Raw genomic sequence first — 14456 nt, 5'->3', positions numbered from 1 at the left:
AGCTATTCTCCTTATACGGTACATCAGTCCAACCGAAAAGGTTTAAATCAGGCCATAAACCCTTGATAAATAAAATACAGGCCGACGGTGGTCAGTAGTGCAGCAAAACATTTTTTTAATACGGCCGGTGAAAGCAGATGTGCCACTTTTGCCCCTAGCTTGGCCGTGAAAAAACTCATCATGCTGATACCGATAAAGGCATAAATATGAATATAGCCAATAGTATTTGGCACGGTGACCTGCGCCTGTTTACCAAACCAGATAAAACCCAGCGCACCTGCGACTGCAATTGGCAATCCACAAGCCGCAGAGGTCGCTACGGCTTTTTGCATCACGATTCCGCAGCGATTCAGAAATGGGACGGTCAGACTTCCCCCGCCAATCCCAAAGATCGCCGATGCCACACCGATTCCACCACCTGCAGCAATTTGTACCGGGGTTGAAGGCAATTTTTGATTCGGATCAATCTGGATATGCGCTCCCTTGAACATTCTAAATGCCACCCAGACCGCAAAAAAGCCAATCATTAACTGCAAACCCTGACCAGATAAATAATCGGCAATCCCCGCACCTAGGAAAGAACCGATAATCAGACCTGGCGCCAGATTACGAAACACAGGCCATAGTACTGCCCCTCGCTGATGATGCGCCATCACCGAACTGATAGAAGTCACAATAATCGTTGCCAAGGAAGTGCCCACCGCCATATGCATAATCACGCTGGGATCGTGCTGAAGCTGGGTAAAAACAATGTACAGGATCGGCACAATAATCAAACCACCACCGACCCCAAACAGGCCTGCGGTGAATCCGGCAATTGCACCAATCAATAAATATATGATTAACTCCATAACGATATTTACCACGTTTAGATTCAAATGGATGTAGAAACTCGTGAACTGCAACAACGATTAAGCGATGCAGGCCAACTCCCGGAAGTCTTACTCATCAAACCGATTACGACATCGACCAATGATGATGTGCGCGAATTGGCAATGAAGGGGGTACAGCAGGTTCTGGTATGCAGTCATGTGCAGACCCAAGGCCGTGGACAGCGTCAACGTCAGTGGATTTCACCTGAAGGGAACATCTATTTAAGCACATTGCTGCATACACAAAAACCCATCGATGGTCGTCTGGCGCTAGAAATTGCGTTAAATATCCTGCAAATGCCCAGTCTAAAAGGCCTGGAATTACAGGTGAAATGGCCGAATGACCTGTATAGCCTGCACGGAAAATGGGGCGGCATTCTGGTCGAGCCGATTTCATCTACACAGGTGGTGGTCGGTGTAGGTTTAAATATCGATCCTCTGCCCACTGACCTTCCAGATCAGCAGGTTAGCTCCTTGAACGAGTTGGGATTATCACATACCTCAAGAGTCGAGCTGATTGCCCAGTTATATCTGGCGATTCAGCAAGCCGGGCAATGGTTTAATTATGGCAGTCAAAACCTGGCGGCGCGTTTCAATCGATCGGCTGCATTTATGCAACAAACGGTTGAATTTACTGACGTGCAAGGGCAATATTCCGGTACTTTTCTCGGGATTCAGGATGATGGTGCAGTCAAGATTTTGACCGATCAGGGAATCCAGACCTTTTATCAGGGACAGCTCCGCCTTCAACACGGTGGATGAACAGGCATACAGCAATGAAAAAATTATGGTTGGATATCGGCAATACCCGGCTTAAATACTGGATTACCGAGCATGATCAGATTATTGAACAGGCAGCAGAATTACATTTACAGTCTCCTGCTGATTTGTTACTTGGCCTGATCCAGCATTTCAAAGCGCTGGGCTTGCATCAGGTGGGATTATCTTCTGTCCAAGATAAAATCAATAATGAGCGTATTCTCAGCATTTTAGAAAGTCTACATATTCCAGTGATTTTTGCTCAGGTACAAGCAGAATATGCCGGTCTGATCTGTGGCTATGATGAACCTTCGCAACTGGGGATTGACCGCTGGTTACAGGTACTTGCAGTGGCGACGCAAGCGCATGAAAATTATTGTGTGATTAGTTGCGGTACGGCGCTGACCATTGATCTGGCGCAAGGACAACAACATTTGGGTGGTTTTATTCTGCCAAATCTGTACTTGCAACGTGATTCACTGATTCAGAATACCAAAGGCATTAAAATCCCGGATGCCGCTTTTTCTGAACTCAATCCTGGACGCAACACCATCGATGCTGTTCATCATGGCATCCTACTGGGTCTGCTCAGCACGATTGAGAAAGTACTACATGATTTTCCAGCACAGTTGGTTTTAACCGGTGGAGATGCCCCGCTATTTGCGCAGCATCTCGCTCAGTATCAGCCCCGGATTGAACCGGATCTTTTGCTTAAAGGCCTGCAGCATTTTGCAGCTCATTTGCCAGACACTGTTTGATAATATCCAGCAACTGAGGGAATTCGGCAAACCCATCAGATTTATTAAAATGCCCGGCTTTTTTGATCTCAAAAATTTGTGCATTCAAGCTATGTGCTAAACGCAAGGAAATCGGTGCAGGCACATAGGGATCATTACTGGAAATCAGCATCACCGCACGTTTATAGCTATAGGGCAAGTTTTTCAGATCGAGTCGCACAGCCTGCAGTATTTTATTCAGTTCTGACCAGGCCACCAAGGGCGTATCAAAGGCCGAGACCAGAATGATGCCGCCGGTCTTGCGGTGCTGCTGGAGATAATGTTGCTGTAAAAAACTTAAAACACTGAGTCCACTCAGGCCATGGGCAACTAAAAACGTATGCTCATCCAGATGTGGAATATGCAGTTTCAGATTTTGCTGCCATTCTTCTAGATCAGGCTGAAAAGGATTGGCCAGCATAATCCGTTTTGAATCAACACCGACATTTTTGAGTTGGCGACTCAGCCACGGATACCAATGGTCATTTGAGGTGGCCTGATAATCAGGCACGATATAGACTTTGTTGATTATATTTTTCATCGTGTTTTACTTATTATAATTGAGCACAAAGTGCTTTGGCAAAAAATACTATTAAACAGTCTGAAGATGAAATTCAAGTAACTTTTTGCATCCCATCTCAGACTCAATTTGCAAATTGAACGAATCCAACAACCTGCTTAAGATTCAGCTTTAATCAGATAAGGCTCAATCACTTTCCAGAGTTCTGGCAGGTCGGTACAGCCTTCTGAATCGATAAAATGTCCCTGATGCTTGGCACTCACCACAATCGCATCCAGACTGTCTGCCTGTTCCAGGCTAAATTCAGGCTCCACCCGATCATCGCCTTCAGAATAAATCACCACACGTTCTGCCACCTGCTGTTTAAGCAGATCAAAATCGATCTCAGCGGCATCAATAAATGGGTTTACTTCATCTAAACGACCCAAGCGGCCATTAAATCCTGCGATCAATACCAATTGCTGAATCTTTTGCTGTTTTAATTCTCTGGATAAGTAATGCAATACAGCCACAGTTCCCAGGCTATGCCCGATAAAAATACTGTCTTCATCAATCCCCTCAATCTGCTCACGCATTTGCTGGTCCCACACCTCCAGCTTGGGTGTGGTCGATGGGTCAAGTCGCAGTACTTTTAAGCTGACATTTTCCTGTTGGGCTTTTTCCTGAATCCATGGAAACCAGTTTTCTTCCGGGCTTGCAGTATAACCATGGACGATGATCACTTGAGCCATTTTAAATTTCTCTTTGTTTTGTGCTGATGTTCCTGAGTCTGCCTGATTGGATTTTTATTTTGGGTAAGTAAATGTTGTTTTGTTTAAACCGGTTTTCTGATTGATACATAATAAAAAAGGCGCATTTCGCGCCTTTTTTAAATCAGAATTTTATTTCTTGTCATTGCCGCCGAACAGTGGTCCCATGCCACCGCCGCCGCCAAACTGTTTCTGCAAGCCGCCGAGTGACTTCATCATTTTTGCCATACCGGATGGATTGGCAAATTTTTTCATCATCTTGGCCATTTGGGCATGTTGCTTGATCAGCTTGTTGACTTCTGCCACTTCCATACCACAACCTGCTGCGATACGTTTTTTACGGCTTGGGTTCATCAAGTCCGGATTACGACGCTCTTTCAAGGTCATTGACTGGATAATCGCTTCCATTTTCTTGACCTGCTTTTCAGGATTGGCTTGCGCCAACGCATCTTGCAGACCGGCATTGCTCATGCCAGGAAGCTTGTCCAGGAAGCCCATCATGCCGCCCATCTTGTTCATCTGCTCAAACTGCATCAACATGTCTTCAAAGTTGAAGCTGCCGCCTTTTTGCAGTTTTTTCGCCATTTTTTCGGCTTTTTCTTTGTCGACCTTGCGTTCAAGTTCTTCAACCAAAGAAAGTACATCACCCATACCCAAAATACGCTGTGCGACACGCTCAGGATGGAATGGCTCCAAGGCATCGAGTTTCTCACCCATACCCAAGAATTTGATTGGCTTACCGGTAATCGCGCGTACTGACAATGCCGCACCACCGCGCGCATCACCATCAGTTTTGGTCAGGATCACACCAGTTAAAGGCAAGGCATCGTTGAATGCTTTGGCGGTGTTTGCCGCATCCTGACCGGTCATGGCATCGACCACGAACAGGGTTTCAGTCGGGTTTATCGCTGCATGCAGCTCTTTGATTTCACCCATCATGTCATCATCGATATGCAAACGGCCTGCCGTATCGACAATCAGTACATCGGCAAACTGGATTTTTGCCTGTTCAATCGCGCGATTCACAATCGTAATCGGTTTTTCGTCTGCGCTGGATTCTAGGAAAATCGCACCGACTTCACCTGCGACAGTCTGTAGCTGTTTGATCGCAGCCGGACGATACACATCGGCAGAGACCATCGCGACTTTTTTCTTTTGACGTTCTTGTAAGAAGCGTGCAAGTTTCGCTGCAGTTGTTGTTTTACCTGCACCCTGCAAGCCTGCCAGCAGGACAACCACAGGTGGTTTTGCAGCGAGGTCGAGGCTTTCATTGGCCTCGCCCATCATTTTGGTCAATTCGTCATGAACGATTTTGACAAAAGCCTGCCCAGGAGATAACTGAGTCATCACTTCCTGGCCCAATGCTTCTTCCTTAACTTTCGCGATGAATTCACGAGTTACAGGTAACGCAACATCGGCCTCAAGAAGCGCCATACGCACTTCACGTAACGTATCTTTAATATTGTCTTCGGTTAGCTGCCCTGAGCCAGTAACATTTCTTAAACTCTGCGTGAGTCGTTCTGTTAAGGTATCAAACATTGCAAAATCCGCTTAAAATAGCCATGAGCAAAAAATTGTTTCTTAAAATAGAAAATTTATGCATAGAATGCTATAGGATACTGTAGTTCGCAGCGAATTTATATAAATGAATATTCATCACCCTTAAAAAGGTTTGACATGGTTAGCCTCCCCTTGGTTTATACGATCTTAGCATTAGTCGCTTATACCGCTTCCTTCTGGTATCTGTTCATTCATTTAATGTCTAAACGTGCTCCTAATCAATGGTTTGTCTCGCTAACCGCACTGCTTGGACTGGGCTTGCATGCGCTGGTTTTATATGGCGATATGCATACCCCGCTGGGCATCAATTATGATGTCTTTGCCCTGTTTTCCTTTACCTCTGGTCTGATGCTGTTACTCAGCATTATTTACAGCACTTATCGTCCGATTATTGCCCTGAACCTGATCGGGATTCCGGTGGCTGCGACCGGATTAATTCTTGGCTTTGCGTTTACTCAGCCTGCAAAAATCATCACACAAAACTCTTTGGGTCTGGATATTCATATTATCCTGTCTTTGTCTGCTTATGCGGTATTGCTCATGGCGACCATTCAGGCCGTAATTTTACGCTTTCAGGATCGTGAGCTGAAAAAGAAGCAAAAACGCCGCGTTTGGGTCAGTTTGCTACCCTCTTATCAAGACATGGAATCATTGCTGTTTGATATGCTGATGACCGGTTTTGTTTTACTTACCCTCGCTTTGGGCTTTGGCTTTTTTACTATCGACAATTTCTTTGCTCAGCATCTGGCACATAAAACGGCGTTCAGTATCATTTCCTGGCTTGTTTACGGTTCACTATTAATTGGACACTGGAAGTTTGGCTGGCGTGGCCAAAAAGCTGTGCGCTTTACCCTACTCGGTTTTGGCTTGCTGGCACTGGGTTTTATTGGTTCTAAATTTGTGCTGGAAATGATTCTAGGGCGATAATTCTGAGCCGTGAATATTCAATTCATTGTTCAATAAACAGATTCTAGCTCTAATATTTTTTTAAACGATTATACGCCCCGCACGCACTGACAATGGCCAGCGAATCACTCTAGGCAATTCTGGATCTTCCCATTCTGGCAATAAGGCATCTGCCAGTGCATTTAATGGATTATGTCCAAGTGCTTGAGTGGCTGCTTTCACGGCTGACCAAGTACTCATATAACCAATTAACTGATAAAAATTCCATTCAACCTGTAATACCGGTGGCTGAATCACCATTTCCTGAAATGGAAATGGGAGATTTTTATATCCTTCATCTACATGGCGACGTTCAGGTGGCCAGTACAGTGCGAGTGTCACCTTATAAAAATGCTTAAAATAATGATCCAGATGTGGCTCATCCACACTGAACACGCCATAGCTAATTAAAGCCAGAATGGCATTGGGTTTAGCAATCCGGCGAACTTCTGCGTAGAATTTTTCGAGATTCAGCCAATGCGCTGCTTGAGCCACCGAAATCAGATCAATACTATGGTCAGCACACGGGATCTCTTCAGCGAGCGCCTGACCATACTGAATTTTTGGATGCGGTTTGGCTTGGGCAATCTGTTCACTACTCGCATCAATAGCAAGCACCTGATCAAAGTAATTCGCCAAAACTTCTGAAAGCTGTCCAGAACCACAGCCGACATCTACAGCCAATTTAGTACTTGGTGACAGCTCTGCCAATAGCTTTCCCAATGCATCCGGATAATGCGGACGAAACAAGGCATAATCCTGTGATTGCTGGGAGAAATGATCTTTAAATTCCCTGTTTTCCATATATGCTTTCCAGACCAGTTTTATTTCAGTCTAAATAGCCAGTCAGGGAATGCAGTTGGAATTTGGTTTCAGTCACTTCCTGTTTTTAAAATGCAGAATTCATCCAATGAATAGAATCATGTTCTTGACTTAGTCATTCAAGCTATTCTGCTTGATCTGATACTCTGCCTTGAAGGCTTTGTAGCTCAGCCGGTCTGCGGAGACTTCCGTTAAAGGATTGACTTCCTGCATGGAGGACAAGCAGCGCTCTGTCAGCTGAATATATTCCTGCGTTCCCTTGCTTTTCCAGGCGATTTCTTTGGTGTCCAAAGGACGGATAACCCGCGCTGGACTACCGAGCACCAATGAATTTTCCGGGATCTGAGCTTTGGCTTTAACCGTGCTATTGGCACCGATAATGGTATTTTCACCAATCTCGGCTTCATCCAGAATCACGCTGTTCATGCCGACCAATACATTTTTACGAATGATACAGCCATGTAAAATCGCGCCGTGTCCGATATGACCATATTCTTCGACCAGCGTGACATTGCCGGGAAAGCCATGAATGGTACAGGAATCCTGAACATTGGCATTTTTCTGGATGTGAATCCCGCCAAAGTCGGCTCTTAAAGTTGCGAAAGGCCCGATATATACGCCCTCTTCAATCACCACATCCCCGATCAGAACGGCTTGTGGATGTACATAAGCACGAGGGCTGACCACAGGAATCACACCATCAATGGCATAACACGGCATTATTTTATTCCTTTAAAAATGCAGAATTAGATTAGCTGACGGCTTCCAGTCGCAAACCGCCAAAGCGTTTATAGAATTGTGGATGTACCGGCGGCATCGAACCTTCCGAAGTTCGGGCGATCTCCATAAAAAACTCATCCCCTGCCGCAACCACGGTTTGATATAAATTACTGCTAAGATTACGAGCATTCAGGGAAAGCCAGTTGGATGGCAATAATTCAAAAGGCAGATTCGGATCTTTTAATAAAATCCGGCGAAATTGATGAATCAGCAAAATTCGCAACTGAAAAGCCTGAACCGGATCCAGTTCATCTTCCTGTTCCACCAGATGAAAGAATTCCCGGAAATCTGCAATGAATTTTTCATAGCGCTGATGCAGTTCCTGTACCGGCCAGTTGGTGGCGACCATGCGTTTCACGGTTGGATAGGATTCCTGCCAGAGCTGCAAGGTTTCGGCCTTAAACACCACGACCTGATCGGTCATTTTCAGGTTTAGCAGCAGGTTTTGCAGTTTCTGATGATCACAGCCCGGATAGGCCATGACATTGGTGGCGATATTGGCAAAGCCTAGCCATTCCAGTTCTTTTTTCAGAACCAGTTTATTGTCCAGTTCCACCGAACTGAGTAGCACCAGATCCCATTTCTGATCCCATTCGGTATGCTGAAAACTATAAATTTTTTGATCTGCCATAATAAAACGCTGACGACTACTTTCAGTGACGCGATAATAGCTGGTGCGACCAATTTTTTCAGACATCAGCCAGCCATTTTGGACCAGACGGAATACAGCGGTCCGTACCGATCGTTCATTAAATCCGAAGACATCCATGAGCTGAATCAGGCTGGCCAGACTGATAATGCCACCGCGGTGAAAAATACAGTCACCGAAGATGGTCATGATTAATGAGGTTCCGCTGAGTGCTTCAGTTTGAATAAAGTCATCAATTATTTGTTTTAATTTCGGATTCATTGCGTTTAACTTTACCTTATAGAAACTGGATGATAGACCATTTGGCTATCATCCAATAGTACTTCATGCAGACTTGCGGATATCAAAAACGCGCTGTGCCTTACCTTCAGAGCGTGGCAGGCTTCCTTCAGGCAATACTTCGACACTTACAGTGATTCCGACCATGGTTTTAATCTGGCCCTTAAGCTGAGTTGCCAGCTGGTGCGCCATAATGTCGCTGCTATCTTTACGCATTTCGGTACGGATATGCAATGTATCCAGATGTCCCTGTTTGCAAATCTGGATTTGGTAGTTCGGAATCAGTTGCTGGATCTGTAAAATCTGCTCTTCTATCTGCGATGGGAATACATTGACTCCACGAATAATCATCATGTCATCACTGCGGCCCACAATCTTGTCCATACGGCGCATGGTGCGTGCCGTGCCTGGCAATAAACGGGTCAGGTCGCGGGTACGGTAACGGATCACCGGCATGCCTTCTTTAGTAATGGTGGTAAATACCAGTTCACCCAGTTCGCCATCTGGCAGCACTTCGCCAGTTTCCGGATGGATAATTTCAGGATAGAAATGATCTTCCCAGATGGTTGGGCCATCTTTGGATTCCAGACATTCCATTGCGACGCCCGGTCCCATGACTTCAGATAAGCCATAAATATCCAGCGCATCAATACCCAGACGTTCTTCGATTTCCTTGCGCATTTCATTGGTCCATGGCTCTGCACCAAACACACCGGTTTTAATCGAACAGTTTTTAGCTGTGCCAAATTTCTTCTCAAGCGCTTCAATAATGTTCAGGCAGTAAGATGGCGTGACCATCAGTGCTGTCGGTTTAAAGTCATGAATCAGTTGCGCCTGTTTATCGGTTTGTCCGCCAGACATTGGAATCACGGTTGCACCCAGGCGTTCAACGCCATAATGCGCACCTAAACCACCCGTAAACAGACCATAACCATAAGAGACCTGGATGATATCTTTACTGCTCAAGCCGGCTGCACGTAATGAACGCGCCACTACATCTGACCAGACATTAATATCATTTTGGGTATAACCCACCACGGTTGGCTGACCAGTGGTGCCAGAAGATGCGTGCACACGTACAATCTGTTCCTGTGGCACAGCGAACATGCCAAACGGATAGTTATCGCGTAAATCCTGTTTGGTGGTAAACGGGAATTTGGCCAGGTCTTCCAAAGAGTTAAAATCGTCTGGATGCACGCCAGCATCATCAAATTTCTTTTTATAAACCGGACTGTTCTGATAAGCATGTTGCAACGTCTTTTTCATACGCTGTAGCTGAACACTGCGTAGCTCATCAACCGATACTTTTTCAATTTTTTCCATTGCATTGTTATTCATATTCTTACTCCTGACGCAGTCTTCCTGACCACGGTTTAATTCATTGATTGAATGATGTGTTTAATCCATATTTTCTAAAACCAGTGCAACACCTTGACCCACACCGACACACATGGTGCACAGTGCATATTTGCCATTACGACGTTTTAATTCTTTCATGGCCGTGATCACCAAACGGGTGCCACTCATACCCAGCGGATGACCCAAAGCGATGGCACCGCCATTCGGGTTAATTCTGGAATCATCGTCTTGCAAGCCGAGTTCACGAATCACGGCCAGCGATTGCGCTGCAAATGCTTCATTTAGCTCAATCACGTCCATCTGCTCCAGACTCAGGCCAGTCTGTTTCAGCACTTTCTGTACCGCTGGAACCGGCCCAATACCCATATATTTAGCTTCGACACCGGCGCTGGCCATCCCGATCACTTTAGCTTTCGGGCTCAAACCATACTGCTCGGCAAACTGCTGATTCCCAAGTAATACGCAAGCCGCCCCGTCATTGACACCCGAAGCATTGCCAGCGGTGACTGAGCCGCCTTCTTTACGAAATGGGGTTTTTAAGGCGGCCAGATTATCCAGCGTCGTCTCTGCGCGCGGATGCTCATCTTGGGAAATGGTCAGAGTGCTTTTCTTCGGACCTTTGACCTCGACTGGCAGAATTTCTTCGGCAAAAATACCCTTCTGCTGGGCTACTGCGGTTTTCTGTTGGCTGTGATAGGCAAACAGGTCCTGGTCTGCACGGCTAATCTGATACTTTTCAGCGACGTTTTCGGCCGTTTCCGGCATGCTGTCAACGCCAAACTGTGCTTTAAATTTTGGGTTGATAAAACGCCAGCCAATGGTGGTGTCATAAATTTCAGGGGTACGGCTAAAGGCAGTCGTAGGTTTGGATTGCACGAAAGGCGCTCGGCTCATGGATTCTACGCCACCCGCCAAAACAAATTGTGCTTCACCCGATTTGATGGCACGTGCTCCCAGTCCAATGGCATCCAGACCTGAAGCACATAAGCGGTTCACGGTGAGCGCTGGAACAGATTCAGGCAACCCTGCGAGTAAAGCAGCCATACGCGCCACGTTGCGGTTATCTTCACCGGCCTGATTGGCACAGCCTAGGATCACTTCATCCAGTTCTGCCCATGGCAAGGCCGGATGCTGATCTTTCAGATATTGAACCGGTAGCGCTGCCAGATCATCAGCACGAATGCTGCTCAGTCCACCGGCATAGCGTCCGATCGGGGTGCGAATTCCATCAAAAATATAAACCTGTTCCATGATTCTTCCTTTTAGCCAGCAACACGTAATGGTTGCTGCTGAGTTTTCTGTGCATATCCCTGCACCGCTTTCTTTGCTAAATATATACTAGTTCTATAGCGGTCTTCACCATAAATACGATACATATTTTCTAAAATTTGTAAAATTGTGTAATATCCAATTTTATCTGCCCATTCGAATGGACCACAAGGATAATTCACACCATATTTCATAGCAGAATCAATATCTTGTTCTGATGCGGTATCATGCAGTACCGCTTCACAGGCTTCATTCACCAACATGGCAATACTACGTATAACATAAAGACCGGGATGATCCTTAGACCAAATAGGTATCATATCCATACCTATGAGGAATAGCTCCACTGCCTGGCGTTGTTCAGCACTACATGCTGGTGATGCAACGACTGGAATCGATTGGGCATTTTCCCAATCTGCATGCCAATCCATCAACACCACAGGCTCATGCGGATAAGCCAGTTCAACCGACTCGCCGAGCGATAATCGCAGGGAAAGATCACCAATCAGGATTTCATTCTGTTCTGCCGCCTGAAAACTCAGCTCCACATGAGAGGCCTGTTTTAAACGTTCAATCAGTGCTGCTGAATGCAGCCATTCACCTTTTATCGTGACTTTGAGCTTATTCAGCGACTTGGCATAACACACTGGCAATTCATATACAGGGGCAGGCTGGGACTGCGTATAATCATAAAAACCCTGACCGGACTTGCGGCCATAACAGCCGGCATCGACCAGCTCTTTTTGAATCAAGGATGGGCGGTAGCGTGGCTCATAGAAAAATTCCTGATAGACACTTTGCGTGACCGAGAAATTCACATCCTGACCAATCAGGTCGGTGAGTTCACACGGTCCCATGGCAAAACGGCCACATTCGCGCATGATGTAATCGAGCTGTTCCGGGGTGGTAGCATTTTCCTGCAAGGCGCGAAAGGCTTCGGCATAATAAGGTCGCGCGACACGATTGACGATAAAACCGGGCGTCGATTTGGCTCTGACTAGAACTTTGTTCCAGCCCTTCATTAGCTCAAATACAGCATCTGCAATAGTTTCTGAGGTTTTCAGTCCGCGGATAATTTCGACCAGTTTCATCACGGGGGCCGGATTAAAGAAATGCAGCCCAATCACTCGTTCCGGATGCGGAATCGCCGAGGCAATTGCAGTAATGGAAATAGAGGAAGTATTGGACGCAAAAATCGTCTGTTCCGGGCAAATAACAGCAAGCTGTTGAAACAGGTTTTGCTTCACTTCTTTCTTCTCGACAATGGCTTCAATAATCAAGCCCGCATCAGCAAGCTGCTGAATATCCTCTGCCACGATCAGATTAGCGAAGGTACTCTCCAGCAATTGCTGGGTCATTTTGCCATTTTGTACGCGCTTGCTGAGCTGCGCCTCTAAAGCAGTTAGGGCACTCTGAACTTTGCTGCGATCGAGATCAAACACATAGGTCGGATGCCCGTGCATGGCTGCCAGTTGTGCAATGCCAATCCCCATGGTTCCAGCACCGACCACAGCAACTTTGACTTGCTCTAAATTGATCTGTTGCATGATTTAGCATCCTTTATATTCAGGGGTACGCTTCTGCATAAAGGCTTGTACACCTTCTTTATAATCACTTGAACGTCCGGCCAGACGCTGTAAATCACGTTCCAAAATGAGCTGCTCATCCAAATTGTTTTCTGCTGCGGCATGAATGGCTTTTTTGATCAGGGACAGACCATAGGTCGGTTGCTGCGCCAGATGCTCTGCCAGTTTTTTCGCTTCTGCCTGCAATTGCTCATCTTCAACCACTTGCCAGATCATGCCGAGTTGTACTGCGCGCTCAGCCGGAATTTTATCGCCAAGCATGGCAAGACCCATCGCTTGGGCACGGCCGACCAGACGCGGCAGGAACCAGGTACCGCCTGAATCTGGCACCAAACCAAGACGGCAGAAGGCTTGAATAAATGAGGCTGATTTTGCTGCCACCACAATGTCACACGCCAGGGCAATATTGGCGCCTGCCCCTGCTGCCACACCATTCACCGCACAAATCACGGGTTTAGGCATTTCGGTAATCAGCTTGATCAAAGGGTTGTAGTATTTTTCAATCGACAGGCCTAAGTCCGGTGCATCGGCATTCGGATCGACCACACGATCATTCAGATCCTGACCAGCACAGAAACCACGACCTTCTGCTGAAATCACTACGGCACGAATCTGGCTGTCTTTGGCCCAGGCCTTGATGACTTTAGAGACTTCCTGATGCATGGTTTCATTAAAACTGTTGAGCTGTTTTGGACGGTTAAAGGTCAGGTAGCCCACTGCATTTTTTTCTTCGACAATAATTGTTTGATAATCCATTACACACCTCTAAATTCTGGTTTTCTTTTTTGTAAAAATGCATTGATGCCTTCTTGGCGATCTTGGGTCGCCGCCAGCCAGACAAAATGCTGACGTTCCAATTTCAGTCCCTGACTTAATGTCACTTCATGAATCGACTTTAAAGATTGCTTGATGGCGCGAATGGCCAGCGGTGCCTGCTTGGCAATTTTTTCCGCTAGTTCCAGTGCGTATTGCACGGTCAGTCCTGTCGGACAAACCTGACTGCTTATGCCATGTTGCAATGCGGTCTGTGCCGAAATCATTTCACCGGTCATGGCCCAGCGCATCGTTAATTGCTGACCGACCAGACGGGCAAGGCGCTGTGTTCCACCGGCGCCCGGCAACATGCCTAAACCAATTTCAGGCAAGGCAAACTGGGCATTGTCGCCAGTTAAAATCATGTCACCATGTAGAGCCAGTTCAAACCCTGCACCAAAGGCATAACCATTCACCGCCATGATTACAGGCTTGGAAAATTCATCAATTTTTTTCCAAAGCAGTGGCCGCTGATCCTGCTGGATGCTGACCACATCTAACTGCGCCAATTCATTTAAATCAGCACCGGCAGCAAAGCATTGCGTATTTCCGGTAATGACCACGGCTTTCACGGCAGCATCTGCTTCCAAGTCCTGTAAACAAGCTGCAATACCTTGCAAGGTCGCATTATTTAGGGCATTGCGCTTTTCCGGGCGATTCAGCTCAATCAGGACTACGCCGGGTTTTGGTGAGCTGGTTTTAATATAGGTCATCCTTG

At 46.4% G+C, this 14456-nt stretch carries 15 protein-coding genes; 3 read left to right on the top strand and 12 right to left on the bottom strand.

What is annotated here, in order from left to right:
* Positions 1-47: 47 nt before the first annotated feature.
* Positions 48-851 (bottom strand): sulfite exporter TauE/SafE family protein, encoded by an 804-nt coding sequence (locus BFN00_RS10030; RefSeq protein ID WP_071851435.1) that lies wholly within the window; start codon positions 849-851, stop codon positions 48-50.
* 27 nt (positions 852-878) lie between these two features.
* On the opposite strand from BFN00_RS10030, the gene BFN00_RS10025 reads away from it, so the two are divergent.
* Entirely contained in the window at positions 879-1634 is a 756-nt protein-coding gene (locus tag BFN00_RS10025) for a biotin--[acetyl-CoA-carboxylase] ligase (protein ID WP_071851432.1), read from the top strand.
* A gap of 14 nt (positions 1635-1648) precedes the next feature.
* Positions 1649-2389: a type III pantothenate kinase gene (locus BFN00_RS10020; RefSeq protein WP_004730667.1), complete on the top strand. Its 741-nt coding sequence runs from the start codon at positions 1649-1651 to the stop codon at positions 2387-2389.
* On the opposite strand, the gene BFN00_RS10015 is transcribed toward BFN00_RS10020, so the two are convergent.
* The 3 genes from BFN00_RS10015 to ffh form a co-directional block, all read right to left on the bottom strand.
* Positions 2343-2948, bottom strand: coding sequence for an RBBP9/YdeN family alpha/beta hydrolase (locus tag BFN00_RS10015; RefSeq protein ID WP_071851429.1), 606 nt, complete (start codon positions 2946-2948; stop codon positions 2343-2345). The two genes, BFN00_RS10020 and BFN00_RS10015, sit on opposite strands and share 47 nt — an antisense overlap.
* Before the next feature lie 137 nt (positions 2949-3085).
* Positions 3086-3658: an RBBP9/YdeN family alpha/beta hydrolase gene (locus BFN00_RS10010; RefSeq protein WP_005095930.1), complete on the bottom strand. Its 573-nt coding sequence runs from the start codon at positions 3656-3658 to the stop codon at positions 3086-3088.
* A 150-nt stretch (positions 3659-3808) separates the two neighbouring features.
* Complete coding sequence (gene ffh, locus BFN00_RS10005) at positions 3809-5215, bottom strand: signal recognition particle protein (protein WP_005247147.1); 1407 nt, start codon at positions 5213-5215, stop codon at positions 3809-3811.
* 138 nt (positions 5216-5353) lie between these two features.
* Here ffh and BFN00_RS10000 point away from each other — a divergent pair, with 138 nt between their 5' ends.
* Positions 5354-6163: a cytochrome C assembly family protein gene (locus BFN00_RS10000; protein WP_004730673.1), complete on the top strand. Its 810-nt coding sequence runs from the start codon at positions 5354-5356 to the stop codon at positions 6161-6163.
* Between the two features lie 60 nt (positions 6164-6223).
* On the opposite strand, the gene BFN00_RS09995 is transcribed toward BFN00_RS10000, so the two are convergent.
* The 8 genes from BFN00_RS09995 to BFN00_RS09960 form a co-directional block, all read right to left on the bottom strand.
* Complete coding sequence (locus BFN00_RS09995; protein ID WP_004646067.1) at positions 6224-6985, bottom strand: class I SAM-dependent methyltransferase; 762 nt, start codon at positions 6983-6985, stop codon at positions 6224-6226.
* A 129-nt stretch (positions 6986-7114) separates the two neighbouring features.
* Positions 7115-7723, bottom strand: coding sequence for a DapH/DapD/GlmU-related protein (locus BFN00_RS09990; RefSeq protein ID WP_071851427.1), 609 nt, complete (start codon positions 7721-7723; stop codon positions 7115-7117).
* 31 nt (positions 7724-7754) lie between these two features.
* Positions 7755-8693 carry a phenylacetic acid degradation operon negative regulatory protein PaaX gene (gene paaX, locus BFN00_RS09985; RefSeq protein WP_071851425.1) on the bottom strand — a complete coding sequence of 313 codons (939 nt, stop codon included), beginning with the start codon at positions 8691-8693 and terminating at the stop codon, positions 7755-7757.
* 63 nt (positions 8694-8756) lie between these two features.
* Positions 8757-10049, bottom strand: a complete 1293-nt coding sequence (gene paaK / locus BFN00_RS09980) for a phenylacetate--CoA ligase PaaK (protein ID WP_005247155.1) — start codon at positions 10047-10049, stop codon at positions 8757-8759.
* A gap of 60 nt (positions 10050-10109) precedes the next feature.
* The gene (gene pcaF, locus BFN00_RS09975; RefSeq protein WP_071851423.1) at positions 10110-11321 is read right to left on the bottom strand and encodes a 3-oxoadipyl-CoA thiolase; all 1212 of its coding nucleotides are present in this window, start codon (positions 11319-11321) and stop codon (positions 10110-10112) included.
* 11 nt (positions 11322-11332) lie between these two features.
* Positions 11333-12886: a 3-hydroxyacyl-CoA dehydrogenase gene (locus BFN00_RS09970; RefSeq protein WP_071851421.1), complete on the bottom strand. Its 1554-nt coding sequence runs from the start codon at positions 12884-12886 to the stop codon at positions 11333-11335.
* 3 nt (positions 12887-12889) lie between these two features.
* Positions 12890-13681: a 2-(1,2-epoxy-1,2-dihydrophenyl)acetyl-CoA isomerase PaaG gene (paaG, locus tag BFN00_RS09965; protein WP_004279188.1), complete on the bottom strand. Its 792-nt coding sequence runs from the start codon at positions 13679-13681 to the stop codon at positions 12890-12892.
* Positions 13681-14451, bottom strand: coding sequence for an enoyl-CoA hydratase-related protein (locus tag BFN00_RS09960; protein ID WP_071851419.1), 771 nt, complete (start codon positions 14449-14451; stop codon positions 13681-13683). The genes paaG and BFN00_RS09960 overlap by 1 nt, the downstream gene beginning before the upstream one ends.
* Positions 14452-14456: the final 5 nt, after the last annotated feature.

This window comes from Acinetobacter sp. AR2-3 (genome assembly GCF_001878775.1).
Taxonomy (GTDB): domain Bacteria; phylum Pseudomonadota; class Gammaproteobacteria; order Pseudomonadales; family Moraxellaceae; genus Acinetobacter; species Acinetobacter lwoffii_D.
The sequence above is the reverse complement of the archived record's forward strand: the minus strand, read 5'-3'. Positions and strand labels throughout refer to the sequence as shown.

Excerpts from the sequence above, each read along its gene's own strand:
- BFN00_RS09995 (WP_004646067.1), bottom strand. The coding sequence starts at position 6,985 with ATGGAAAACAGGGAATTTAAAGATCATTTCTCCCAGCAATCACAGGAT.
- BFN00_RS10030 (WP_071851435.1), bottom strand. The coding sequence starts at position 851 with ATGGAGTTAATCATATATTTATTGATTGGTGCAATTGCCGGATTCACC.
- BFN00_RS10000 (WP_004730673.1), top strand. The coding sequence starts at position 5,354 with ATGGTTAGCCTCCCCTTGGTTTATACGATCTTAGCATTAGTCGCTTAT.
- paaX (WP_071851425.1), bottom strand. The coding sequence starts at position 8,693 with ATGAATCCGAAATTAAAACAAATAATTGATGACTTTATTCAAACTGAA.
- paaK (WP_005247155.1), bottom strand. The coding sequence starts at position 10,049 with ATGAATAACAATGCAATGGAAAAAATTGAAAAAGTATCGGTTGATGAG.
- BFN00_RS09990 (WP_071851427.1), bottom strand. The coding sequence starts at position 7,723 with ATGCCGTGTTATGCCATTGATGGTGTGATTCCTGTGGTCAGCCCTCGT.
- BFN00_RS10015 (WP_071851429.1), bottom strand. The coding sequence starts at position 2,948 with ATGAAAAATATAATCAACAAAGTCTATATCGTGCCTGATTATCAGGCC.
- BFN00_RS10025 (WP_071851432.1), top strand. The coding sequence starts at position 879 with ATGGATGTAGAAACTCGTGAACTGCAACAACGATTAAGCGATGCAGGC.
- BFN00_RS09960 (WP_071851419.1), bottom strand. The coding sequence starts at position 14,451 with ATGACCTATATTAAAACCAGCTCACCAAAACCCGGCGTAGTCCTGATT.
- paaG (WP_004279188.1), bottom strand. The coding sequence starts at position 13,681 with ATGGATTATCAAACAATTATTGTCGAAGAAAAAAATGCAGTGGGCTAC.
- BFN00_RS10020 (WP_004730667.1), top strand. The coding sequence starts at position 1,649 with ATGAAAAAATTATGGTTGGATATCGGCAATACCCGGCTTAAATACTGG.
- pcaF (WP_071851423.1), bottom strand. The coding sequence starts at position 11,321 with ATGGAACAGGTTTATATTTTTGATGGAATTCGCACCCCGATCGGACGC.
- BFN00_RS09970 (WP_071851421.1), bottom strand. The coding sequence starts at position 12,886 with ATGCAACAGATCAATTTAGAGCAAGTCAAAGTTGCTGTGGTCGGTGCT.
- BFN00_RS10010 (WP_005095930.1), bottom strand. The coding sequence starts at position 3,658 with ATGGCTCAAGTGATCATCGTCCATGGTTATACTGCAAGCCCGGAAGAA.
- ffh (WP_005247147.1), bottom strand. The coding sequence starts at position 5,215 with ATGTTTGATACCTTAACAGAACGACTCACGCAGAGTTTAAGAAATGTT.